The organism is Propioniciclava flava, from assembly GCF_004126535.1.
Lineage (GTDB): Bacteria > Actinomycetota > Actinomycetes > Propionibacteriales > Propionibacteriaceae > Propioniciclava > Propioniciclava flava.
This window is the reverse complement of record NZ_PPCV01000005.1, coordinates 21,450-42,482: the sequence shown is the minus strand read 5'-3', so window position 1 is coordinate 42,482 and position 21,033 is coordinate 21,450. Positions and strand designations below refer to the sequence as shown.

The window sequence follows — 21,033 nt, the reverse complement described above, 5'->3', positions numbered from 1 at the left end:
AAAGCGACCCCTCCGGAGGTTCCCTTAGCCACCGAGGATCGCCCCGAAATCCACTCCCGTGCCCAGGATCAGGCCCACCACCACGAGGATCAACGTGGCAGGAACCATCGCCATGGTGGTGATGAGCGTGATCCGCGGCGTTACCCGCACAGCGCGCTGCACCGCCCGCTGCGCAGCGGAGCGCCGCATGTCAAGCGCGATCTGATTGAGCGTTGCCACCAAGGGCGCCCCGAGTTCTTCGGCTTGCAGATACGCCGTCACGAACTCATTCATCGCCTCGGAACCGCAGCGTTCACGCAGATTCTTGAAGGCCGAGCGCAAGCTCGCACCGTTCTCAATCTGACGCAGCGAGGTCGTGACCTCATCGCCTAAGGGCCCGCCGAAGCGGCGCGCCACGGTCGCCAGCGCCGCACGGAAACCCGTACCGGCGCTCACGGTCACCGCGAGCACATCCAAGAAGTCCGGCAGATCTCTGTCGATGCGCTCACGGCGTCGGCGCGCGAGCGTCGTGAGCCGGATCAACGGCCACATGATGGCGAGCCCGGCCAACGGGATGATCCAGAAAACGAACCCCGACCGGATATACAAGAAGCTGACCGGGATCGCCACAATCAACAACCCGGCTTGCTGCGCCATCACCCCGTCGACGGTCATCCCGGGCGGACGGCCCGCGAGGTCAATCTGCCGCTGTAAGCGCCGCGGGAACGATGCGGGCAAGGATCCCTTGATCAGCGGGACGAACCGCACCCCAAGCCGGGAGATGATGCTGGCCTTCTTGTGAGGGGTGGGTTCCAGTTCCGAGGCGTCCACCAGTTCTTGTGGGTTGACGTCCTGGACGGGGTCGTAGCGCCAGGCGCGGATGCCGACCGCGGCCAACCACACGGCCAAGCCTGCGACGAACCCGGGGATCGCCCCGATGAGGAGATTGATCATGGCTCTACCCGCGCGATCGCCCGGATAGCGAGATAGCCGCCTCCAAAGAGCACTCCCGCCACAATCAGCGCCGCGATACCTAAGGGTGAGCGGGTCATCGCATCCACCGTGCCCGGCTGGATGGCGTTGAGGAGGAAGAGAAGGCCGAAGCCGATGATGAGGATCGCATTGGCCGTGACCATGGGACCGCTGAGCGTCGTCTGAATCTGACGGCGCGTTTCCTTGCGCTGTTCCAGGCTCTCGGCGATGCCTCGCAACGCGGTCACCAACGATCCTCCGCTGCGGGTCGACACGACCAGCGTCGAGATCAACACGCCCGCTTCGCGGGAACGGACGCGACCGCGGAACTCCTGCAACGCAGCCTCCACCGAGGCGCCGAAGCGGAGCCGGTCGTTGATGCGGACCAGTTCGGTTCGCACCGGTTCGGTCAGTTCACGGCTTGCGACCCCCAGCGCTGTGGGGAGGGAGAGCCCGGCATAGGACGCGTTGGCGAGCACGCGTGCCAGTTCAGGCATCTGCGCGACGATAGCTTCTTGCCTGCGCTGCTGCGCCTGCTGCAGATAAGCACGCATCACGAAGAAGGCCAGGACCAGCCCCAAGGCCGCCAGGATCGGGGAGAGGTAAACCCAGATGATCCAGGTCGCGGCGACGCCGGTGAGCAGTGTCCCGAGCGCTACCGCGAGGGGGGACAAAGACATGCCAGCCAGGTCGAGTTCCCGGCCGAACCAGCGCCCCATCCGCGTATGGCGAAACCGCGCATCCCACGCCTTGACAGTGGACGCGGCAGGCCCGCTCCCGCTCTCCATCTCCGCGCCCGCGACGAATCTGCGGCGGTCATTGGCCAGGGCAAGCAACTCGCGCGCCCCCACCAAGAGCAACAGCACCGCCGCGCCTGCTGCGAGCGGGATCAGGGACCAGACGTTCACCTCACACCGTCCACTCCGGCAACTCGGGGAGCACCTCGGCCAGACGCGCGGCGAGGTCGGCGGGCAAGGGGTGGTGCACGAACGCACCCGAACCCCGATGCGAGCTTCGCCACGTGGCGACCGACTCCAGCCGAAATGCCTCATGCCGACGCGAGGCGACGAAGGCCACTTCGGTCACGCGACGCGACCCATCCGCACCGCGTCCGAGTTGGACGATGAGATCGACCGCGGAGTTGACCTGATCGCGCACCGCTTGGAAGGGGATCTGAACATCCGACATCGTCGCCAGCGTCTCCAGCCGGCTCAAGGCGTCCTCAGCGCTGTTGGCGTGCACCGTGGTGAGGGATCCCTCATGCCCTGTGTTCATCGCCTGCAGCATGTCGAGCGCCTCACCCCCGCGGCATTCCCCCACCACGATCCGATCCGGGCGCATGCGCAACGCGTTGCGCACCAGATCGCGGATCGTCACCTGCCCGCGCCCTTCGGCGTTCGGGGGGCGCGTTTCGAGCCGCACGGTGTGGGGTTGAGCGAGACTCAACTCGGCGGCGTCCTCAATGGTGACGATCCGCTCCCCCACCCCAATGAACGAGGACAAGGCATTCAGCATGGTCGTCTTCCCCGAGCCCGTCCCGCCGGAGACCACGATGTTGAAACGGCACTCCACGCAGACCCGCAGAAGCGCCGCAACCTGCTCGGTGATGCTGCCCCATTCGATGAGTTTGGCCAGCGAAATGTCTTGAGGGAAGAGTCGGATCGTGACGCTCGGCCCATCCAGCGCCAGCGGGGGAAGCACCACGTTGACGCGGGCACCCCGAGGCATGCGCGCGTCGGCGGGCAGGCGGGCATCGGCCATCGGGCTTGACTCGTCCACGCGGCGGTTGACGGTCGACACGATGCGATCGATCGTCTGCATGAGTTGTTCCTCGCTGCTGAACGCACCATGCCAGCGCTCCAGGACCCCCGCTCGTTCGACGTAGATCGTCTGATAGCCGTTGATCATGATCTCGCTGACGGTGGGGTCGGCGAGAATGGGTTCCAGCACGCCGAGCCCGACCGCCTCGTCAACGACCCGGCGGATCAACTGATTACGCTCGGCCGTGGACAAGATGACGCCCTCGCGTGAGACAAGGTGCGCGATGACGCGTTCCAGGCGGGCACGCCGCTGATTGGCGTCGAGCTTGCTGAGTTCGTTCAGGTCGACTTCTTCCAGCAGCAACCGCCGGAAGGTCATGATCAGGCTGTCGTCCTCGGGCTGGACGGGCGTGAGCCCTGGCCCCGCCCCGACGAAGGAGGCATAGCTCCGCGTGCTCATGGCGCGGTGGGCATGTCGACGGTGCGTCGAATCGAACCAAAATCGATCATCGGAAGAACCGAGGGAACCTTGACTTCCACCGTGTAGGAGTAGCCCCCCGAGAGCTTGCTCCCCGTCACCGACAGCGGTGCCAGGCTGCCCGGGAGAGCCTCCTTGGCCGCGGTGGTGGGGTTTCGGCCCAGCGATGCTGCGCGTGCCGCTGCCTTGGCAGCATCGTTGGTGGACACGGTCGCCCAGCCCACGAGCCCGAACTGCAGGGCGATCATGCCCGCCAGCAGCAGGCAGGGGAACGCCCCCACGAACTCCAGGGCTGCGGTGCCACGTTCACGCTTGGACGACCTGCTCATGATGGTTCCTCCACGACGTTTACGCTGGAACTGATCTGGGGGATGAGGGATGTCCCGGCGGGGAGGTCCAGGCTGACCCGCACGACGCCGTCCTTTCCGGTCACCACGATGCCTTTCGCGAAGGCCTCCGGCAGGGTGGCTCGGGCCGCGACCTGCGCCTTGTTTGCGTTGCCGGTGATCGCATATTCACGAGCCGCCTCACTCGTGGCCTGCCCAAGAAACGCCCACCCCAGCCCCAAGACGGCCACGTGCCACATCACCAGGCCCAATCCGAGGGCCAACGGCAGGATCCCGACGTTCTCCAGGGCAGTCGCGCCCCGCTCGCGCCCGCGTGGCCACCATCGCCGCCGTCGGCGCTCTCCTACATCGGAGGTCACGGGCTCGGTCAAGGCCCGGCGGGCGGGCCGAGAACCGATCTTGCTGAGTTCTTCGCTCAATGACGCCATGAGCTTCCACCAGTTCGTGTCGGTGACGGCTTGGGGATCCCGTTCGTTGACGGCGGGTTCGAGAACGCGGGTCGACAACGGGACCGAAGTGGCCAAGACCGTGGCCGTCGTGAGCTTCGGGACGGCGTCGGCGGGAAAGATCGAACTGCGGTCCACCTTGTTCACCAAAACCCGCAGGTCTGCCTCGTGGCGCACGCCCAGCGACTCCCAGGCAAGGATGCGTTTGCGCATGGCCCGCAGCGTCAACACATCGGGGGTGGTGACCACCACGGTCTCGTCTGAGAGTTCGATGGCCGCCCCCTGGGCGGGCGACACGTAGCCGCCCGCGTCCAAGACGATCAGGTCGAACTCCCGGCGCAGCAAGGCAATGATCGCCCGCAGCGCCTCCGGGGTGACGGACTCGGACTGTCGGACGTCGATGGGCGCCAACAACAAGGAGATGCCGCTCTCGTGCTCGATCACGGCGTCGCTCACCGTCGTCGCGGACAGATCCTGATACACCTTGGCCAGATCCGCCACCGAGACCGACTGCCGCACGTCCAACAGAGCACTCACGTCGCCCTTCTCGACGTCGAGGTCGACGACGCACACCCGCTCCTCCGGGTGCCTGCTGTGGTGATCGATGGCCAGATGCACAGCGAGCGTCGTGGTGCCCACTCCCCCCTTCGCACCAACGAAAGCGACCACGTGGCCCCGATCGCGCTGCGCGGCCTGAGCGGCGCCCTCGAGAATGCGGCGCATCTGACGCGACCAATCGACGGCGTCTTGGATGCGCGAGGAGAAGTCCTCGAACGCGAACGGGAACGCGACCACCCCGCGAGCCCCGGCCTCCAAGGCGCGGATCACCGTGCTCGTGGAACGCTCCGGGGAGATCTGGACGACGGCCGCCGCCGGGAACCGACCTGTCAGGTCCCTGATCACGGCGACGGCGGGCTCAGGCCCCAGGGCGTCGTGCAAAAGCACCACGTCCGGCTCGAAGCGGGAGACGTACTCCACCAGGCGAGCGGTGTCGGTTGCCACGGCCTCGACGTCGAATCCGGTGAGTTCCTCCAACAGCGAGCGGAGATCTGACTCCAGGTTCTCGTTCGCCATCCCGATCACGACTTTGCTCATCGTCGTCCCTCCGGGATCGCCTGGCCACCCAGTTTGCTGGCATCGAAAGTGTCGGATTCGTTCGTGCGGTTCACCCCGACATCGGAGGGCAGCGCCACCAGCCGCACCTCCTGTGCGAAGGCCGAGGCGTAGGTGATGGAGAGGGCCGCTTCAGGCTCCACCGCGAGCGTGACGGGGATCACTTCGCTCTCCCGGGTCCCCTGCGCGTTCTGCTGGGTCACCGTTTGCTGTCCGGCGATCGACACGATACGGACGTTGCGTTGCAGGATCCTGACCTGCTTGGGCAGTCCGGGGACATCACCGAAGACCGCGTACACATCCACCCGATCGCCGGGCCGGACCCGGCCCGCCACACCGGTCACCGGGTTGACGTTGATGGCCAGTTCGCGCTCGGTCGAGGAGAGCGACGAGTTGGGAATCAGCATGTCGGAACTAATGGTGGTTCCCGCGTTGACACGAAAGCCGATCCGCCGACCATTCAGTTCGCTCAGCGCCAGGATGGACGACTCCGAAACCCATCGCCGAGGCACCTCCACGGGCTCCACAACGTCGGCCGACAACGGGGTATAGGGATCGATCGGTTGGCGTGCCTGATAAACGGTCACGCGCTGACCGACCTGGCTGTTCACATTCGCCACAAACGTCGACACGGCCACGAACGTGCCCACGGCGACCAAAAGTGCGACGGCCATGAAGAGCAGCCCTCGGCGTTGACGCGGATTCACTGCAGATCACTCCTTGGGGACACGACATGACAAAAGGGGCAAGCTCGGTGATAGCGCGGCTGCCCACAAACCCGGCATGCCATCCCAGCGGGCGGAGGAGCCGGCAAAGAACGATCCACAATGACGAATTCGTAGCCGTGCGAACCATAGATGGGCTTGATGGGCGCAGGAACAGGAAGCCTCACCACCTGAAGCCCCGGGAAGGCAGCCGTCAGCGGTTCCGGCACCTCCGGATCATCACAGGCGACGAGGAGGTCGCCCCGAGTTGGCGCCCCAGGCGCGGGGGCCCCTGCCGCATGGATGGCAGGCTCGGGCCCGTTGAGGACGAGGAAGCGCGGCCCACCAGGAAACAGCGACCGCAGGTACTGGCGCATCCGCGGAGCGGGACGATCCACGGCCGTCACCGAACGGAGCCATGCCCCGGACCACGGGGCCGCCATCATCGCATCGAACACGGCGATCTTCGTCGACGGCTCGGCGTCCAAGCCTGCCAACAGGACGCCATGGGTGAGCGCTGCGACGGCACCGGACGAGGTGGTCCGAGTGGCCACCAGCACCTCGCGCCGCGCACCCGTCACGACGTTGGCGACATAGCCCAACGCCCGGTGGTGGGCAGGACGTGCCACGAGCAGGAGCGAGCCGATCCGGGCCTGGGCCAGCCAGCGAAGCAAACCGGGACCAGCGTGGAAGCCGACAGCCAGGGTCGCCGTCTCGGACGCGTCCGCGGGCCAAGGCGTCACGGCGTCCGCGTCGAGGCCAGGATCCACCCAGGCGACGGCGAATTTCACGGGCGAGCTCCTGTCAGGGGGTGGACGGGGGTGCAGGTCACGTTACCTTCACGCGGGGACAGAACGCGCTGCCGGGGCAGCCGTTGCGTTGTTTCGCGCGGGCCATTCACCAACGCACCAGCGGTCTCACCGCAGCGCTTGCCGCGTGAGAACATAGTGCCCGTGCGTGCGCGAAAATCCCCCAGGCGACGACCGCGTCGTGACCACCGCGTCGTTCGCCGAGCACAGAATACTGCGTCAGCCTTCTTGGCGGTAAGCGGTGTCATGCTGGTGGCAATCGGGACGATCGCGTGGGCTTCACCCCGGCAATCACCGGTGTTGTTACAACGGGGCGTGGAACATTCTGTGCAAGCCACACCATGGTTCGATCCGGGCGCGACGATCTTCACCATTCCCCTCCCGGATGGGAGTATTCCGCAGCCGGAACGCCTGGATTGCACCGTGCGTGAGGGCACCCAGGAACGGCCGCTGCAGCAGCGGGCGGACGCCGATCAGTTGGGGTCACGCGTGCAAGCCGGCTCATCGGTCGTCCCCGTCGTCGTCGTGGGCCCCACCGGGCCAGGCGCGGAGATCACGTGTACGGGCGCCTACCTGGCCAACCGCGAGGTGTGGTTGCTCCCGACGCTTCCCTCCACGTCTTCGACTCCCCTGTCGGTCGTGATCGGCGGCGTCGGATGCCTCGGTGTGGGTCTCCTGGTCAACCCGCGCGCCCGCGGAAGCCGTCGCTAGGGCGCTCACAGCAGCCCCACCAGCGCAACGACCCCGGGCGCGGCGGCAACCAGGACGGCCCCCAGTGCCATGTGCGGCCCAAACGCGATCTCGGTTCGGCGCCCCGCTCCCCGGAACAGGATGAGCCCGATCCCCCACACCAGCGCGATGAGGTAGGCGGCCAGCGTCGCCACAAAGACGTGCCACCAGGACGAGAAGCCCAGGATCATCCCGAGGCTGACCGCCAGTTTCGCGTCTCCTAGGCCCATGCCGCGCGCCCCGCCGATGATCACTTGGAGGAGGTAGAAGGCGCCCAGGGCTGCGCCACCAGCCAGCGCCCGGACGATGGCGTGGGGGGTGCCGTCGATGAGCCCCACCACGACGACGCCGGCCACGACGACCCCCGCCAGGGGAAAGGTGAGCCGGTCGGGCAACCGATGCACGTCCAGGTCGATGGCCGAGAGGACGCCCAGCCCGATCGTCATGACTCCCCAGAGCACGGCCAGGGATGGCGAGGACGGCCACCAGCCGACAGCGACGAGGCCCATCGCGACCGGGAGGACGCCCCACAGCCAGCGCGGATCGCGTACGGGCGCATCCGCCTCATCCTCATAGCGGTAGGACCGGCGCCGCAGCCAACGCGTCGCCGTCACCGCCGCGATGAGCCCGACCACGAGGCCCCCCGGCAGGGGCGCCCAGATCACCGGCATGGTGTCCACGCCTGCCACGACGAGCCGTCCCAGTGCTCCGCGGCGGGCGTGCGGACGCGGGCACGCTCCATCTCTGCCGCCAGGTCGTCCAGCGGGACGACTGCCGGGAGGCCCGCCGTGGGGTCGGCGGTGGAGCGCGACACGTAGCCGCTCCGCGATGCCGCTTCGGTGAAGGCACCGATGACGTCCCTCGTGGATGGTTCCGGCGCGGACTGCACCGCCTGGGCGTAGCGACGTGCCGACGTCACACCCAACCCGCGGAATAGGCCTCCGGCCTGGCTTGCCTGCGCCACGGAGTCGACCCGCAGGGCAGAGACCCGGGTGCCGCGCCCGGCGGGAACCGTGGTTCGCACCTGGGTGATGTAGCTGGCGGCGTCACGATCGATCTCCAGACCCAGCGGCGTCGTGGCCGTTCCCCCTGCAAAGGCCTCCGTCGTTCCCCCGCCTTGCCAGCGTGCGGTCCCTATCGGCACGGCCCCTCCAGCCTCACCCATGGCGTTCGCCAACTCGTAGGCGTGCGCGGACGGCGCCAGCCCCACCCCCGTGGGGGTGTAGCGTCCGCTCGGCTCGGGGGCCGAGGGCTCGCCTGCTGCGGTGAAGACGCCTGCGCCCACTCCCGCCCACGCGTCGGCGACGACCGATCCTCCGGAGCCGAACCACGACTCTTGGCGTTGCTGCCTTCGTAGCCCGGTGAGGACGCCGCCGAGTTGAGCTGGGGAACCGGCGGTGTAAAGGACCGCGGCGGCGTCCTGCGACCAGGAGCGTCCGTGGAACCCGACGGTCGAGTCGCGTCCGGCTGAACGCGTCACGGTGAACGCGCCACCGGCGGACTCTTCCACGTTCACCGGTTCGCCGGCACCCACGTCAACCCGGTAGGCGAGCCTCGTGGCTCCGGCCGGGCCCGCGGGGGGCACAGCGCACCCTTCGCTGTGGGTCCCCAGGCCGACCAGCACGTGAGGGTCGACGCAGGAGCCGCCCGTGACGGAGCAACTGGCATAAGCGATCGAGGCGCCGATGCGGCCTTCCGAGACGGCGGCCAGGACTCCCACGATGAGCCCTGCGGCGACGATCACCACCCCCACGGCCTGGAGCGCCGCAGCGCCGCCCTCTCGCGCCATGCGCCTCACTCCTCCACCGTGAACGTCGACATGAGACGGGGTAGCGCCTCAGGTTCTGCGGTCGATAACGGTCCGAACGTGACCACACTGAAGATCGTCCCTCGCGAGGTCTCGACCATGAGCTGAGCAATGTAACGCACGTCGGTCTCACCACCTCGACGCTCGCCCCACCTGATCACCTGCGCGGCCCGAGAGCCCGGCCAGGTGAGTCCCTCCCGGACCGGCGTGATCCCGTCGTCGCGGAGTCGCTCCTCCAGAAGGTTCGCCTGCTCTGGGAGCCTCTGCTTCGGCGCATCCTCCCGCACGACGGTGATCGCGGTGGAGAGGGGCGCTTGGGGGTGCGGCTCGCTCCATTGGCTGACCGTGACACCCTCGGGATAGGTGGCCAGGGATTCCTCATAGGATCCCGGGACGCCAAGAGAAAAGCCTGCACCGCTGACCCGACGCAGCCCGATGGGTACGGCGGCATGCTGGAGCGACTGAGCCTGCGGATCCGGTGTGGGCGGGGTTTTGGTGTGCTCGGCTGAACAGCCAGCCAGCATCACCAGCGCCGTCGCGAGCGCGGGGACAGACCATCGCCGCTGTGCCGCCGACAGTGATACGCGCCCGGTCCCCCGCACGAAGCTCCGGCGACCCGAGCAGCCGGACCGCTGCCCGAGGTCTACACCCGATCCTCGCGCCCACGCCATGGATCAGGCCCGCTCTTTGAGGTAGGTGTACTCGGCGTCCACCCACCACACGAAGGGCTTCGACGTGGCCGCCCGGCCCAGATCTGAGGCGTCGAAGTCTCCCTCGCGCAGCCAGAATCCGGAGTCGGAGAAGGGGATGTCCGCGTTGAGCTTTTGAGCCGCGGCCGGATCGGAGTACCAGCGCACCGTGACGGTCACACCGGAGCATCCGCTGGAACTGAAGACGCCTCCCCCGGCGGTGGATACATCGCGGGCGAGTTGGTCGTCGCTGAGCGGGGCGCCCGCGCAGTCGCGTTCGTCCAGCGCCCGGCGCATGGCCGCCGCCGCGCTTGGCAGATCGTCGGAGTTGGGGTCGATGAGGACTCGGCGTTCCACCGCACACAGGAGGCGCCCTGGATCCCAAGGGGACTGTCGTTGGCCTGCATCGCACCAGTCAGAGCGTCGGGCGGCGACCACGGAACCCACCCCCTCAAAGGGCGACAAGACGACTGTGCTGCGGGTGATGCCTTCGCGGCGTTCGGCTGCGACGCTGCTGCCGTCGGTTCGTGTACGCGGATCGACCGTGCACCCCGCAAGCATCGCCGCGACGAGACTCACCGCCACCGTGCCACTACCGAACCGGAGGGTGCGTTCTCCCCGGCCGGATCGCACGAAGCGATCCGGCCGGGGACCCGAGGTCTCTCGCTGCGGACGGTGACGGTCCGCTCGGGAGGGCGAGCTCCTGATGAGCACCTCGGGGGTCTCCTTGGGGTAGGTTTCCTTGGCGATCACGATCTTGTCACCCGTGCGGGGCCTACCCCCAGGGTCGGCGGGCCCAGAAGTGGGCCCTGCCTGGGCCCGGATGAGCGCCCGGAGCCTGGGCCCCTCCTAGGCCGCTAGACGCTTGCCTGGTTCGTCTTGGCCAGCGCCGCCTGCATCTCAGCCACATCGAACGTCGCGGCAGGCCACCCCAGATCCAACGACTCCAGCGTCTGGGTGAGGATCTCCGTGACGGCGAGGCGTGCGTACCACTTGCGATCCGCGGGAACCACGTACCACGGCGCCTTCTCGGTGCTGGTCCTGGCGAACACATCCGCATACGCCTGCTGGTAGGCGGGCCACTTGCTGCGCGTGGTGATGTCGCTCGGGCTGAACTTCCAGTACTTGTCAGGCCGATCCAGCCGTTCGGCGAGTCGGGCGCCCTGCTCGTCGTAGGAGACCATGAGCGCCACCTTCACGATCGTGGTCCCGCCCGCAATCAGCTTCTCTTCCCACGCGTTGATTTCGTCGTAGCGCCCCTGCCATTCGGCCTCCGGCACCAGCTCATCAACCCGGACGACCAGCACATCTTCGTAGTGGCTGCGATCGAACACCCCGATGCGGCCTGCGGGAGGCAACTGCTTCTCGATACGCCATAGGTAGTGGTGAGCACGCTCTTCCGCCGTCGGCACACCGAAGCTCGCCAGCTTGACGCCTTGAGGATCCACCATGCCCATCACGTGACGCACGATGCCACCCTTGCCTGCGGTATCGAGGCCCTGCAGGACCAACAAAACCGAGCGCTCGCCGCCGCTGCGGCCCTCAGCGAACAGCTTCTCCTGCAGGTCGGAAAGCTCCTCACCGCGGGCCGCCATGTACGCCTCGCCACGGGACTTGTTACCGGCCCACCCCGGACGGCCATTGCGATCCAGCGTGCTGAGATCAAACGTGAGCCCCGCCTTCAACGCGTCGCGGGGGTCGGTCTTCCAAAAGTTCTTCGCCATGCCCGGCATCCTGCCCGACGTCAGCGCCCCACGGGGGTGATCGGGAGCAGGTGTCGCCCGGTCGGACCAATCTGTGTCTCGGTACCGAGTTGCGGGCACACGCCGCAGTCGTAGCACGGCGTCCAGCGGCAATCCTCAACCGGACGCTCATCGAGCGCCTCTTGCCAGTCTTCCCACAGCCAGTCGCGATCCAGCCCAGCGTCGAGGTGATCCCACGGCAACACTTCATCGCGGGGACGCTCACGCGTGGTGTACCAGTCCAGGTCGACACCCGTTCCGGCCAGGCCCGTCTCACAGGCGCTCACCCAACGGTCGTAGTCGAAGTGCTCGCTCCAGCCATCGAACATGCCTCCGGCACGCCAGCACGCCTCGATGACGGCACCCACACGCCGATCGCCGCGCGACAGCAACCCTTCGATGATGCCGGGGCGGCCGTCGTGGTAGCGCATGCCGATCGCGCGACCGTACTTCTTATCGGCCCGAATCTTCTCCCGGAGCGCCTGCAGTCGGTGATCAATCGTGTCGGCGGACGCCTGAGCCGCCCACTGGAACGGGGTGTGCGCCTTGGGCACGAACCCGCCAATCGAAACCGTGCAGCGGATGTCACGCGTTCCCGCCGCCTGACGCCCGGTTTCGATGACGCGCGCCGCCATGTCGGCGATGGCGAGGACATCCTCGTCGGTCTCGGTAGGGAGCCCGCACATGAAATACAGCTTGACCGTGCGCCATCCATTGCCGAAGGCCGTCGCCACGGTGTCGATCAGGTCGTCCTCGGTGACCATCTTGTTGATCACCTTACGCATCCGCTCCGAGCCGCCCTCGGGGGCGAACGTCAGCCCGCTGCGGCGTCCGTTGCGCGACAGTTCGTTGGCCAGGTCGATGTTGAACGCGTCCACCCGCGTACTGGGCAACGACAAGGAGACGTTGGTGCCCTCGTAACGGTCGGCCAGTTCTCGGGTGACATCGCCGATCTCGGTGTGGTCGGCGCTGGACAACGACAGCAGCCCCACCTCTTCGAGCCCGGTCGCCTGGAGGCCCGCCTCGACCATCGCGCCGATCGTCTCAATGGACCGCTCCCGGACCGGGCGGGTGATCATGCCTGCCTGACAGAACCGGCAGCCCCGCGTGCAGCCGCGGAAGATCTCCACGGAATAGCGCTCGTGGACGGTTTCCGCGATAGGAACGATGGGCGCCTTCGGATACGGCCAGGCGTCCAGATCCATCAAGGTGTGCTTGGCCACCCGTGCAGGGATCTCAGGCCGCGTCGGGGTGACCGCGGCGATCCCCCCATCGGGCTCGTAGGCGACGTCGTAGAAGCGCGGCACATACGCGACCCCGCTGACGGCGATGCGGACCAGGAGGCCTTCACGGCCACCGGGCTGCCCCTCAGCCTTCCAGGCGCGGATGAGTTCGCTCAGATGCAGCGAGGCTTCCTCGCCGTCGCCCACGATCGCCGCATCGATGAAGTCGGCGATGGGTTCCGGGTTGAAGGCGGCGTGTCCGCCCACCACCACGAGGGGATCGGTCTCGGCGCGGTCACCCGCATGAAGGGCGATGCCCGCAAGGTCGATCGCACCGAGCATGTTGGTGTAACACAACTCGGTGGAGAAGCTGATGCCCAAGACGTCGAAGGCCGCAACGGGGCGATGGTTGTCCAACGTGAACTGACCGATCCCCGCGCCTCGCATGAGTTCGGCCAGGTCAGGCCACACCGCATAGGTGCGTTCGGCGAGGATCCAGTCCCGCTCATTGAGGAGTTCATACAAGATCGCCAAACCCTGGTTGGGTTGCCCGACCTCGTAGGCGTCGGGGTACATGAGCGCCCAACGCACCTCGGTGGTCTCCCAGGCCTTGGAGACGGAGTTGACCTCCCCACCCACGTACTGGATGGGCTTGGCGACCCGGGCGAGCAACGGCTCCAACCGGTCGAACACCGAATCGTGCGGCGCGTGAGTTTCGGCAGTCATAGGTCGCCCATGCTAACCGACGCCCAGACGCCTACCCCAGTGGTCCCCGGGTGCGTCCGGGCACCGTCTCGTCGGTACGGTTCCGGAAACCGGCCGCCTCGAGGTCCTCACCCAACTCGTCGATGGTGGCGTGTTCGTCGTCCCACTGATCGGTGCGGTAAGCCGTCCGCGCGAGCATGTGACCGGAGACGGGTGCCGTCATGATTTGCAACACGATGGTCAGCAGGGCCAACAACACCACATGCCAGGTGCGCAACGTGACCGCGACGCCCGTGAGGATGAGCAGCAGCCCGAACACTTGGGTCTTGGTGGCGGCATGGAGGCGCGTCATGACGTCATGGAAGCGCAGCACCCCCAGTGCTGCTGCCAGGCAGAAGATCGACCCGGCCAGCAGGAACAGCGCCCCCACGATATCCAAGATCTCGTTAGTCATGGCCTGCTCCCCCCTTGCCGGGCCCGCCAGGGGGCGGGGTTGGCTCCCCGACCGGGGACTGCGCGCCTCCGTGTCGTTCGTAGGCTGCGCGGGCCTCCGCTTCCAAGAAGCTGCGCTCGCGGGCGGTGGCACCCGTGATGAGGCGGGCCAACCCCACCGCCGTCGTGAACCCCACCAGGGACAGCACCAAGATGATGATGAGGGCGACCGAGGTGCGGAACCACACCGCGTGGGCGCAGATGGAGGCGATCAGCACCGCGATCAACACGTCGGAGGCGATGCCACGATCCAACCCGGTCGGCCCTTTGGCCAGGCGAACGAACGCCAAGACGGCCGCAATCACAAGAATGACAGCGGCGATGGCCACAATGACCTGGCTCGGTGTCATGCGTCCCCCTTCGGGGTGTCGGTGCCAGACGGCCTGGCGCTCGGAACCTGCGCGGCGTCCAGATCGGCGAGTTCTTTGGCGCTCCCGAACGCGGCGACCACGCGCCGTTCCAGGGCCCAGGTGTCGTCGATCGTCTCCTGGCGAGTGGCGGGATCGGGTAGATCGAAGACGTGCAAGTACAGCAGTCGCGGCTTGCGGCGGACGTCCACGGCGATGGTGCCCGGAACCACGGACGCCAACTCGGCAGTGTTGACCTCGTAGAGGTCTGCTTTGGCGTGAAGCGGGACCCGGACGATGCCAGGATGCGGCACGCGGGTGCTGAACGCATAGATCATGAGGCGCACCGAGGACACGGCCAGGTCGCGCACCAGATGGGTCACCAAGACGAGGAGGCGCCAGGGATGGATGCGCCCGGAATGGTCGACCGGCGGCAACGGGAAGACCAGCATGATCAGCCAACCCAACAGCAGCCCACCCACGACAGTGACAACGTTCACCTCTCCCACGAGCACCAGCCAGATGAGGGCCAGCATCAGGATCTGGCGGGGCTGGAACGGCACCCTGCGTCGTTCCTTCTTGCCAGCCTTCGTCTCGTGATCCCGCGTCGGTGCTTGCTCGCTCATGGCGCCACCTCTCCCAAAACGGCGGTGACATAGTCGGCGTTGAGGAGGGCTCGCGCCGCTTGTGTGGCGTACTCGTACAGGGGGCCAGCGAAGACGGTCAAGGCGATACTCAAACCAATGAGGGCGAAGGTAGCCGCGACCATGATCCGCGGCATGGGGCCCCCGGAGGGATTGATGGGGAGTTCGTCCTCGTCTTCGGGGGTCGGCTTGGTGTAGGCGACCGGGGTCCCCCAGAACGCACGGTTCCAGACTTTCGCGATCGCGTACAGGGTGAGCAGGCTGGTGATCACGCTGGTTGCGACGAGGACGAACGCCAGGGGCGTCCCCACCTGGACGCCAGCCTCCAGGAGCCCCAACTTGCCGATGAAGCCCGACAGCGGCGGGATTCCGGCCAGGTTCATCCCGGGGATGATGAACAGCACAGCCAGCAGCGGTGACGTCACGAGCAGCCCGGACAACCGATCCAACGAACTACTCCCGCCGACCCGCTGGATCAAGCCCACCACCAAGAAGAGCGTCGCCTGAATCGTGATGTGGTGGGCGGTATAGAAGATGGCCCCCGCGATACCTGCCTCCGTGGCCAACGCGATCCCCATCACCATGTAGCCGATGTGGCTCACCAAGGTGAAGGACAGCATGCGCTTGATCTCCGACTGCGCGATGGCGCCCAGGATGCCGACGACCATGGTCGCCCCCGCCACGCACAACAACAGTTCGGTGAGGGGGCGGTGCGGGAACAGCAGCGTCTGCGTTCGCAAGATCGCATACACCCCTACCTTGGTGAGCAAACCGGCGAACACCGCCGTCACCGGGGCCGGAGCCGTCGGGTAGGAGTCGGGGAGCCAGGCCGACAGCGGGAACACGGCGGCCTTGATGGCGAAGACCACCAGCAGCATGAACTGGAGTTGCGTCTGCGTCGCCTCGGGCAGGGCAGGGATCCGTTGGGCGATCTGTGCGAGGTTCACCGTTCCTACTGCGGCGTACACGTTGGCCAAGGCGATGAGGAACAGGCTTGAACTCAGCAGGTTCACCACGACGTAGATGGAGCCAGCCCGGATACGCGATCCGGTGCCGCCCATCGTCAACAAGACATACGACGCGAACAGCAAGATCTCGAACCCCACGAAGAGGTTGAACAGATCACCTGCCAAGAAGGCGTTGGACACACCCGCGCACATCAGCAGGAAGGTGGGGTGGAAGATCGAGACGGGGGTCTCCTTCTTCACCTCGTCGTCTTCTTGTCCAGCCGAGTACAGCAAGACCGCGAGTGTCACCAAGGCGGCGACTGTCAGCATGAGCCCTGACAACCGATCCGCCACCAACACGATGCCGAACCCGCGCGGCCAGGCACCCACCCACAGCGTCTGGGGTCCAAAAGCGTTGGCTTGGAGCGCCAGGGTCGCCGCTACCGCCACGACTCCTGCGAGGACGCCGATGGAGACGAGTCGCTGCACCCGGGGGCGGCGACCCAGGATGAGCGTGAGGGCCGCCCCCAGCATCGGGAGCAGCACGGGAACGGGGAGCAGGTTGTTCATTCGCTCACCCGATCCTCGCCCGTGTCGCTGAAGCTGATGTCTTCGAAGGAGTCCGACACGTCGTCGCGTTCGGCGAGTTCGCGGATGCGGCGATCTTCGATGTCGTCGGAGACCTCGTCATGTCCGTTGAGTTGGAAGCTGCGATAGGCGACGGTGACGACGAAGGCCGACACCGCCATGGTGATGACGATCGCGGTCAGCACCATGGCCATGGGGAGCGGGTCGGCCATGGTGTCCGGGTTGAACAAGCCCAGCAAGGGGGGATCCCCCGCGCGGCCCGCCGCGATCAGGAACAAGATGTTGACGCCGTTGCTCATCACGAGAACGCCGACCAAGATGCGCGTCAGTGACCGCTCGGTGAGGAGGTAGACCCCGGCTGCGATCAGGACGCCTGCGACGATCGCGAGCGTGACGTTTCCGGTCATCGGGCACCTCCTGATCGTCGTGCGGTAGCGGGCAGCGCTGTGGTGGATTCGGGGCGTGGCATCGGTGTGCGTTCCTCTTCGGCCTGCTGGTCGATCCCCGCCCCCAGGCTGCGCACCAGGTCGAGCATCATCCCGAGCACCACCAGATACACGCCGATGTCGAACACCGTTGAGCTCACCAGGTGGAGATCACCGAAGAGGTTCACCACACCCCAGGGCGTCTCGACCGCGGTGAGTGCGGGGATGCTCAGGTGGATGTCGAAGCTCTGGAAGATCCGTCCGCCGAAGGCCCAGGGCAGCATCGCACTCCCCGCCCCGATGAACAGGCCGATGCCCAGGACTCGTCCGGCATCGATCGGCGCGGCCTCGTCGAGTTCTTTGGCGCCCGCGGCCAGGTAACGCACCACCAGTGCGAGGCCCGCAACCAGCCCCCCAGCGAACCCGCCACCAGGCAGGTTGTGGCCTGCAATGAGCAGGTAGATCGACACGAGGATCATGACTCCGAAGAGCAGGCGGGTCACGACCTCGAAGATCAACGAGCGGGCCGCCGGGTGGAGGCTTTGACTGGCCCGCAGCCAGGCACCGTTGCTTTGGTTCGTCGTCGTGGCCCGCGTCGGACGGCGTCCGGGGACACGTGACCGCAGGAAGATGAGGCTCGCCACGCCTGTCGCGGCGATGACCAGAACGGAGATCTCGCCGAGGGTGTCCCACGCCCGGGTGTCAACGAGGATCACGTTGACGATGTTCTTGCCGTAGCCGAACTCGTAGGCGGCGGTCTCCAGCCCGGCCGAGGCGGGCGTGGCCTCCCGGGAGCCCGCGCTGACCAGGATGGACGCCGTGACGGTGACGCCGACGCCGATGGCCAAGAGCATCCGCCACCAGCGGGAACTGTGCAGCGGGCGGTCGGTGAAGTACTTGGGGAGGGTCCGCATCACCATCAGGAACACCAGCAGGCTCGCGGTCTCGATGAGGACCTGAGTCAGCGCCAGATCGGGGGCGCCGTGCAGCAGGAACAGCAGCGCAGTCCCGTAGCCGGTGACACCGACCGTCAAGATCGCCCGGATGCGGCCACGCACCGTGACCAGGCTGATGGCGGCCAGGCAGGTAACGACCGCGACGGCGACTTGGGCGAGGTTGTCGTAGGCGACGGGAAGGACAGGCCAGGTCGGCATCAGTATCAAGGTGCCGCCAACCAGGACGATGAACACGCTCAGGATCATGCCGATCGAGGACGCCAAGGAGCCCCGCTGGACACGGGCGGTGACCTCGACGGCGACGGCGTCGAGGAGGCGCATCGTGGTGCGGTAGAAGTCGTTGGCGGCAGGCATGTGCGGGAAGGTTCCCTGCACGCGGGCTACGCCATCGCGCTGCCAGAACAAAACGGCACCGCCCAGCAGCGCCAGCGCCGAGAGGGCCAGCGGTGGGGTGAAGCCGTGCCACAAGGCCAGCGCGTGGGGGTGCTCCCCCGTGTGGACGGTAGCGACGTAGGCGCTCAGGGCGTCGGTGAGTGGCGCCCCCGAGAACCCCATCACGAGGCAGCCGAGCCCCAGCAGGGCTGGCCCCGCCAAGAACCCGACCGTGGGCGTGTGCGCCACCGGCGTCGGTTCGACGCGTCGACGGGTCCCGAAAGCTCCCCACCACCAGCGCAGCGAATAGGCGACGGTGAGCATGGATCCGACCACGACGGCCGCCACGAGGAGCACTGCGGCGGCCGGGAGGAACCCGGTTCCGTCACCGCCGGAGCCGATGAGCTTGATCAAGGTGTCCAGCGCGGCTTCCTTCGACAAGAAACCGAACAGCGGCGGGATGCCCGCCATCGAGGCAGCGGCCAGACCCGCGATCACCGCCAGAACGGGCATCCGCCTGGCCAGACCGGACAGCTTGGTGAGGTCGCGCGTCCCGGTGGAGTGATCGATCACCCCGACGCTGAGGAACAGCGTGGCTTTGAACAGCGCGTGCGCAAGAAGCATCGCCAGCCCCGCCTGGGCAGCGGCCTGGGTGCCGAGCCCGACGAGCAGCATGATGAAGCCGAGTTGGCTGACCGTGCCGTAGGCCAGCAATAGCTTCAGATCGTCTTGGCGCAGCGCCCGCCAGCCACCGAGGATCATGGTGGCGGCGCCCAGGATCGCGATCACGGGGCGCCACAGCGGCACGGACGCGAACGCGGGTGCCATCGCTGCGGCGAGGTAGACGCCGGCCTTCACCATCGTCGCCGCGTGCAGGTAGGCAGACACGGGGGTGGGGGCGGCCATCGCACCGGGAAGCCAGAAGTGGAACGGCGCCAGCGCTGACTTGCTCAAGGCCCCCGCGAGCATGAGGAGCGCTGCAGCAGTGGCCGCTAGGCCATGGGGCGGTGCGGCGAGGATCCCACTGAGACTGTAGGTGCCCGCCAGGATGCCGAAGGTCACGATGCCGACCAGCATCGCCAGGCCGCCGGTCGTGGTCACGATGAGGGCTGTGGTCGCCGCCGCACGGTTGGCCCGCCGCGAGGAGTCGTGGCCGATCATGAGGTAGGAGAAGACCGTGGTCAGCTCCCAAAAAACGTAGAGAACGACCAAGTCGTCGGCGCTCACGAGCCCCAGCATGGCGCCGGCGAACGCGACGAGAAGGCCGAGTGTTCTGGCGGGCGGTCGTGAAAAGTACCACCGGCAGTAGATCAGCACGATGGTGCCGATCCCCGTTACCAGCAAGCCCAGAAGCCACTGCAGTAGGCCGATACGGAACGTGAGGGAAACTCCCAGCGCTGGGATCCAGGAGAACGTTTCGACGTAGGTGGCCCCGGCGAGGATGGGGCCTGCCTCCACGACGAGCCCCACCAGACCACCCAACGGCAGGAGTGCCGCCAGGAGGAAAGCGTTGCGACCAAGCCAGCGTGCCCATAAGGACGCCATCGCTCCCACAACGAAGTGAAGAGCGATGAGGCCGATCAGCACGCGGTTACCCCTTCCAGGGTCGTGGCTTACAAGGTCGGGTCAGTCTATCAAGCCCGGGCAGTCCCTCCGGGTGGGGGCCCGTATCCGGCAGCAGGCCCTCCGGGCGGGAGGCCGTACCCGGCCATGCTTGTCAGGGTCGCTTCCAGTTCGAAAGCACCCGGTCTGGCTCGCGTGACCAAATCAGCCCGGCGGGCCAGGAACTCGACGATCAGGGCAGCGAGAACCAAGACACCGATGTTGATCAGGATGGACGGGTCACCCGCACCTGCGGTCCGGTTGAACATGCCGGACATGTCGACGAACGGCAGGATCGCTTCGCTGAGCATGTTGTTGACGACGTGGATGGCCACGGCGGCCTCCAGGCCCCCGGTGCGCCAGGTCAGCCAACTCCCCACCACCCCGAAAGCGACGTAGAAGACGTTCAGCCAGGGATCACCGGCTCCATGCAGAAGCATGAATACCCCGGCAGTGACGATGGTGGACAGACCGAAACCGACGACGGGGTTGGGCAGCCAGGCGGCCACGGCGCGTCCGAGCAGCCCCCGAACGAGGTACTCCTCCCCCGCGGCCTGCAAAGGGGTCGTCAGCAGGATGCCGACAACCATGAGCGTGGTGTGGGGCCACAGACCCACCCCTGACGGTGGCGCCACCAGCAGGCCGATCCCGATGAGCAAGATCCACAACGGCAGGATCGCCGCTACGACCACGAAGAACCAACGCCAGCGCATCCGACCCGCGACAGACGTGAGCCAGCGGGGTCGCTGCTGCACGCACACCCAGGCGGTGACCATGGCCAGCGGGACGCACAGGGCCAAGCTGATGTTGTTCGCGATAAAGAACGCGGGCCCGATGCCTGAGCGTCCCTGCACGACCGCGAGCGGATCGGTCCCATCCATCAGCATCCCGATGGTGCCGAGGATGCCGCTGAGGAAGAGGAACACCACACCCCCCAGCACGATGGCCAGGAGCGATTTCCACCACCGGAACCGGGGCGCACGCCAGAACGCGAAGTAGTCACGCTCCATGACCGGCAGTGCCGGTCGGAGGTGGGCCGGGAGGGACGCCATATCGAGCGTCCAGGCAGGCATCGCCCCCGCGGGAACGCCGGACGAGGCGGCCTGCCCGGGAAGGCCCGCCTGAGGTGGCTGTGCGTTGCTGGTCATGAAGGGATC

At 67.0% G+C, this 21,033-nt stretch carries 21 protein-coding genes; 1 reads left to right on the top strand and 20 read right to left on the bottom strand.

Going from position 1 to position 21,033, the window contains the following annotated elements:
- Window positions 1–24: 24 nt before the first annotated feature.
- Genes C1706_RS08150 through C1706_RS08120 form a run of 7 tightly spaced genes read right to left on the bottom strand, consistent with a single transcriptional unit; the run spans window position 25 to window position 6,590 of the window.
- Entirely contained in the window at window positions 25–933 is a 909-nt protein-coding gene (locus C1706_RS08150) for a type II secretion system F family protein (protein WP_129458751.1), read from the bottom strand.
- Entirely contained in the window at window positions 930–1,859 is a 930-nt protein-coding gene (locus C1706_RS08145) for a type II secretion system F family protein (protein ID WP_129458750.1), read from the bottom strand. Before C1706_RS08145 ends, C1706_RS08150 begins: the two co-directional genes overlap by 4 nt.
- Window position 1,860: 1 nt before the next feature.
- Window positions 1,861–3,171 (bottom strand): TadA family conjugal transfer-associated ATPase, encoded by a 1,311-nt coding sequence (locus tag C1706_RS08140; protein WP_129458749.1) that lies wholly within the window; start codon window positions 3,169–3,171, stop codon window positions 1,861–1,863.
- The gene (locus C1706_RS08135) at window positions 3,168–3,518 is read right to left on the bottom strand and encodes a TadE/TadG family type IV pilus assembly protein (RefSeq protein WP_129458748.1); all 351 of its coding nucleotides are present in this window, start codon (window positions 3,516–3,518) and stop codon (window positions 3,168–3,170) included. The genes C1706_RS08140 and C1706_RS08135 overlap by 4 nt, the downstream gene beginning before the upstream one ends.
- Window positions 3,515–5,077 (bottom strand): CpaE/TadZ family protein, encoded by a 1,563-nt coding sequence (locus C1706_RS08130; protein WP_129458747.1) that lies wholly within the window; start codon window positions 5,075–5,077, stop codon window positions 3,515–3,517. Before C1706_RS08130 ends, C1706_RS08135 begins: the two co-directional genes overlap by 4 nt.
- Window positions 5,074–5,769 (bottom strand): Flp pilus assembly protein CpaB, encoded by a 696-nt coding sequence (gene cpaB, locus C1706_RS08125; RefSeq protein ID WP_241653496.1) that lies wholly within the window; start codon window positions 5,767–5,769, stop codon window positions 5,074–5,076. The genes C1706_RS08130 and cpaB overlap by 4 nt, the downstream gene beginning before the upstream one ends.
- Window positions 5,770–5,798: 29 nt before the next feature.
- Complete coding sequence (locus tag C1706_RS08120; protein ID WP_129458745.1) at window positions 5,799–6,590, bottom strand: hypothetical protein; 792 nt, start codon at window positions 6,588–6,590, stop codon at window positions 5,799–5,801.
- Window positions 6,591–6,923: 333 nt separating this feature from the next.
- On the opposite strand from C1706_RS08120, the gene C1706_RS08115 reads away from it, so the two are divergent.
- Entirely contained in the window at window positions 6,924–7,319 is a 396-nt protein-coding gene (locus C1706_RS08115; protein ID WP_129458744.1) for a hypothetical protein, read from the top strand.
- Between the two features lie 5 nt (window positions 7,320–7,324).
- Here C1706_RS08115 and C1706_RS08110 read toward each other — a convergent pair whose 3' ends face one another.
- The 13 genes from C1706_RS08110 to C1706_RS08050 form a co-directional block, all read right to left on the bottom strand.
- Window positions 7,325–8,008, bottom strand: a complete 684-nt coding sequence (locus C1706_RS08110) for a prepilin peptidase (protein WP_241653506.1) — start codon at window positions 8,006–8,008, stop codon at window positions 7,325–7,327.
- The gene (locus C1706_RS08105; RefSeq protein ID WP_129458742.1) at window positions 7,999–9,126 is read right to left on the bottom strand and encodes a hypothetical protein; all 1,128 of its coding nucleotides are present in this window, start codon (window positions 9,124–9,126) and stop codon (window positions 7,999–8,001) included. Before C1706_RS08105 ends, C1706_RS08110 begins: the two co-directional genes overlap by 10 nt.
- 5 nt (window positions 9,127–9,131) lie before the next feature.
- Complete coding sequence (locus C1706_RS08100; protein ID WP_129458741.1) at window positions 9,132–9,668, bottom strand: hypothetical protein; 537 nt, start codon at window positions 9,666–9,668, stop codon at window positions 9,132–9,134.
- A gap of 150 nt (window positions 9,669–9,818) precedes the next feature.
- Window positions 9,819–10,412, bottom strand: coding sequence for a hypothetical protein (locus tag C1706_RS08095; RefSeq protein WP_129458740.1), 594 nt, complete (start codon window positions 10,410–10,412; stop codon window positions 9,819–9,821).
- Window positions 10,413–10,690: 278 nt separating this feature from the next.
- Complete coding sequence (locus C1706_RS08090; RefSeq protein WP_180316850.1) at window positions 10,691–11,557, bottom strand: polyphosphate kinase 2 family protein; 867 nt, start codon at window positions 11,555–11,557, stop codon at window positions 10,691–10,693.
- A gap of 20 nt (window positions 11,558–11,577) precedes the next feature.
- Window positions 11,578–13,524: a TIGR03960 family B12-binding radical SAM protein gene (locus C1706_RS08085; RefSeq protein WP_129458738.1), complete on the bottom strand. Its 1,947-nt coding sequence runs from the start codon at window positions 13,522–13,524 to the stop codon at window positions 11,578–11,580.
- 31 nt (window positions 13,525–13,555) lie between these two features.
- Window positions 13,556–13,957 carry a monovalent cation/H(+) antiporter subunit G gene (gene mnhG, locus C1706_RS08080; protein WP_129458737.1) on the bottom strand — a complete coding sequence of 134 codons (402 nt, stop codon included), beginning with the start codon at window positions 13,955–13,957 and terminating at the stop codon, window positions 13,556–13,558.
- Complete coding sequence (locus tag C1706_RS08075) at window positions 13,950–14,345, bottom strand: MrpF/PhaF family protein (protein WP_129458736.1); 396 nt, start codon at window positions 14,343–14,345, stop codon at window positions 13,950–13,952. Before C1706_RS08075 ends, mnhG begins: the two co-directional genes overlap by 8 nt.
- Window positions 14,342–14,968, bottom strand: a complete 627-nt coding sequence (locus C1706_RS08070; RefSeq protein WP_129458735.1) for a Na+/H+ antiporter subunit E — start codon at window positions 14,966–14,968, stop codon at window positions 14,342–14,344. Before C1706_RS08070 ends, C1706_RS08075 begins: the two co-directional genes overlap by 4 nt.
- Window positions 14,965–16,503, bottom strand: a complete 1,539-nt coding sequence (locus C1706_RS08065; protein ID WP_129458734.1) for a Na+/H+ antiporter subunit D — start codon at window positions 16,501–16,503, stop codon at window positions 14,965–14,967. Before C1706_RS08065 ends, C1706_RS08070 begins: the two co-directional genes overlap by 4 nt.
- Window positions 16,500–16,928 carry a Na(+)/H(+) antiporter subunit C gene (locus C1706_RS08060; protein WP_129458733.1) on the bottom strand — a complete coding sequence of 143 codons (429 nt, stop codon included), beginning with the start codon at window positions 16,926–16,928 and terminating at the stop codon, window positions 16,500–16,502. Before C1706_RS08060 ends, C1706_RS08065 begins: the two co-directional genes overlap by 4 nt.
- Window positions 16,925–19,861, bottom strand: a complete 2,937-nt coding sequence (locus C1706_RS08055) for a Na+/H+ antiporter subunit A (RefSeq protein WP_129458732.1) — start codon at window positions 19,859–19,861, stop codon at window positions 16,925–16,927. The genes C1706_RS08060 and C1706_RS08055 overlap by 4 nt, the downstream gene beginning before the upstream one ends.
- Before the next feature lie 47 nt (window positions 19,862–19,908).
- Entirely contained in the window at window positions 19,909–21,024 is a 1,116-nt protein-coding gene (locus tag C1706_RS08050) for a CPBP family intramembrane glutamic endopeptidase (RefSeq protein WP_129458731.1), read from the bottom strand.
- Between the last annotated feature and the right edge of the window lie 9 nt (window positions 21,025–21,033).

What these genes read in the sequence shown, in the direction of transcription:
- mnhG (WP_129458737.1), bottom strand. Translation starts at nt 13,957, where the DNA reads ATGACTAACGAGATCTTGGATATCGTGGGGGCGCTGTTCCTGCTGGCC.
- cpaB (WP_241653496.1), bottom strand. Translation starts at nt 5,769, where the DNA reads ATGGCCGTCGCACTTTTGGTCGCCGTGGGCACGTTCGTGGCCGTGTCG.
- C1706_RS08110 (WP_241653506.1), bottom strand. Translation starts at nt 8,008, where the DNA reads ATGCCGGTGATCTGGGCGCCCCTGCCGGGGGGCCTCGTGGTCGGGCTC.
- C1706_RS08140 (WP_129458749.1), bottom strand. Translation starts at nt 3,171, where the DNA reads ATGAGCACGCGGAGCTATGCCTCCTTCGTCGGGGCGGGGCCAGGGCTC.
- C1706_RS08085 (WP_129458738.1), bottom strand. Translation starts at nt 13,524, where the DNA reads ATGACTGCCGAAACTCACGCGCCGCACGATTCGGTGTTCGACCGGTTG.
- C1706_RS08105 (WP_129458742.1), bottom strand. Translation starts at nt 9,126, where the DNA reads ATGGCGCGAGAGGGCGGCGCTGCGGCGCTCCAGGCCGTGGGGGTGGTG.
- C1706_RS08075 (WP_129458736.1), bottom strand. Translation starts at nt 14,345, where the DNA reads ATGACACCGAGCCAGGTCATTGTGGCCATCGCCGCTGTCATTCTTGTG.
- C1706_RS08060 (WP_129458733.1), bottom strand. Translation starts at nt 16,928, where the DNA reads ATGACCGGAAACGTCACGCTCGCGATCGTCGCAGGCGTCCTGATCGCA.
- C1706_RS08070 (WP_129458735.1), bottom strand. Translation starts at nt 14,968, where the DNA reads ATGAGCGAGCAAGCACCGACGCGGGATCACGAGACGAAGGCTGGCAAG.
- C1706_RS08065 (WP_129458734.1), bottom strand. Translation starts at nt 16,503, where the DNA reads ATGAACAACCTGCTCCCCGTTCCCGTGCTGCTCCCGATGCTGGGGGCG.
- C1706_RS08090 (WP_180316850.1), bottom strand. Translation starts at nt 11,557, where the DNA reads ATGGCGAAGAACTTTTGGAAGACCGACCCCCGCGACGCGTTGAAGGCG.
- C1706_RS08130 (WP_129458747.1), bottom strand. Translation starts at nt 5,077, where the DNA reads ATGAGCAAAGTCGTGATCGGGATGGCGAACGAGAACCTGGAGTCAGAT.
- C1706_RS08150 (WP_129458751.1), bottom strand. Translation starts at nt 933, where the DNA reads ATGATCAATCTCCTCATCGGGGCGATCCCCGGGTTCGTCGCAGGCTTG.
- C1706_RS08050 (WP_129458731.1), bottom strand. Translation starts at nt 21,024, where the DNA reads ATGACCAGCAACGCACAGCCACCTCAGGCGGGCCTTCCCGGGCAGGCC.
- C1706_RS08135 (WP_129458748.1), bottom strand. Translation starts at nt 3,518, where the DNA reads ATGAGCAGGTCGTCCAAGCGTGAACGTGGCACCGCAGCCCTGGAGTTC.
- C1706_RS08100 (WP_129458741.1), bottom strand. Translation starts at nt 9,668, where the DNA reads ATGCTGGCTGGCTGTTCAGCCGAGCACACCAAAACCCCGCCCACACCG.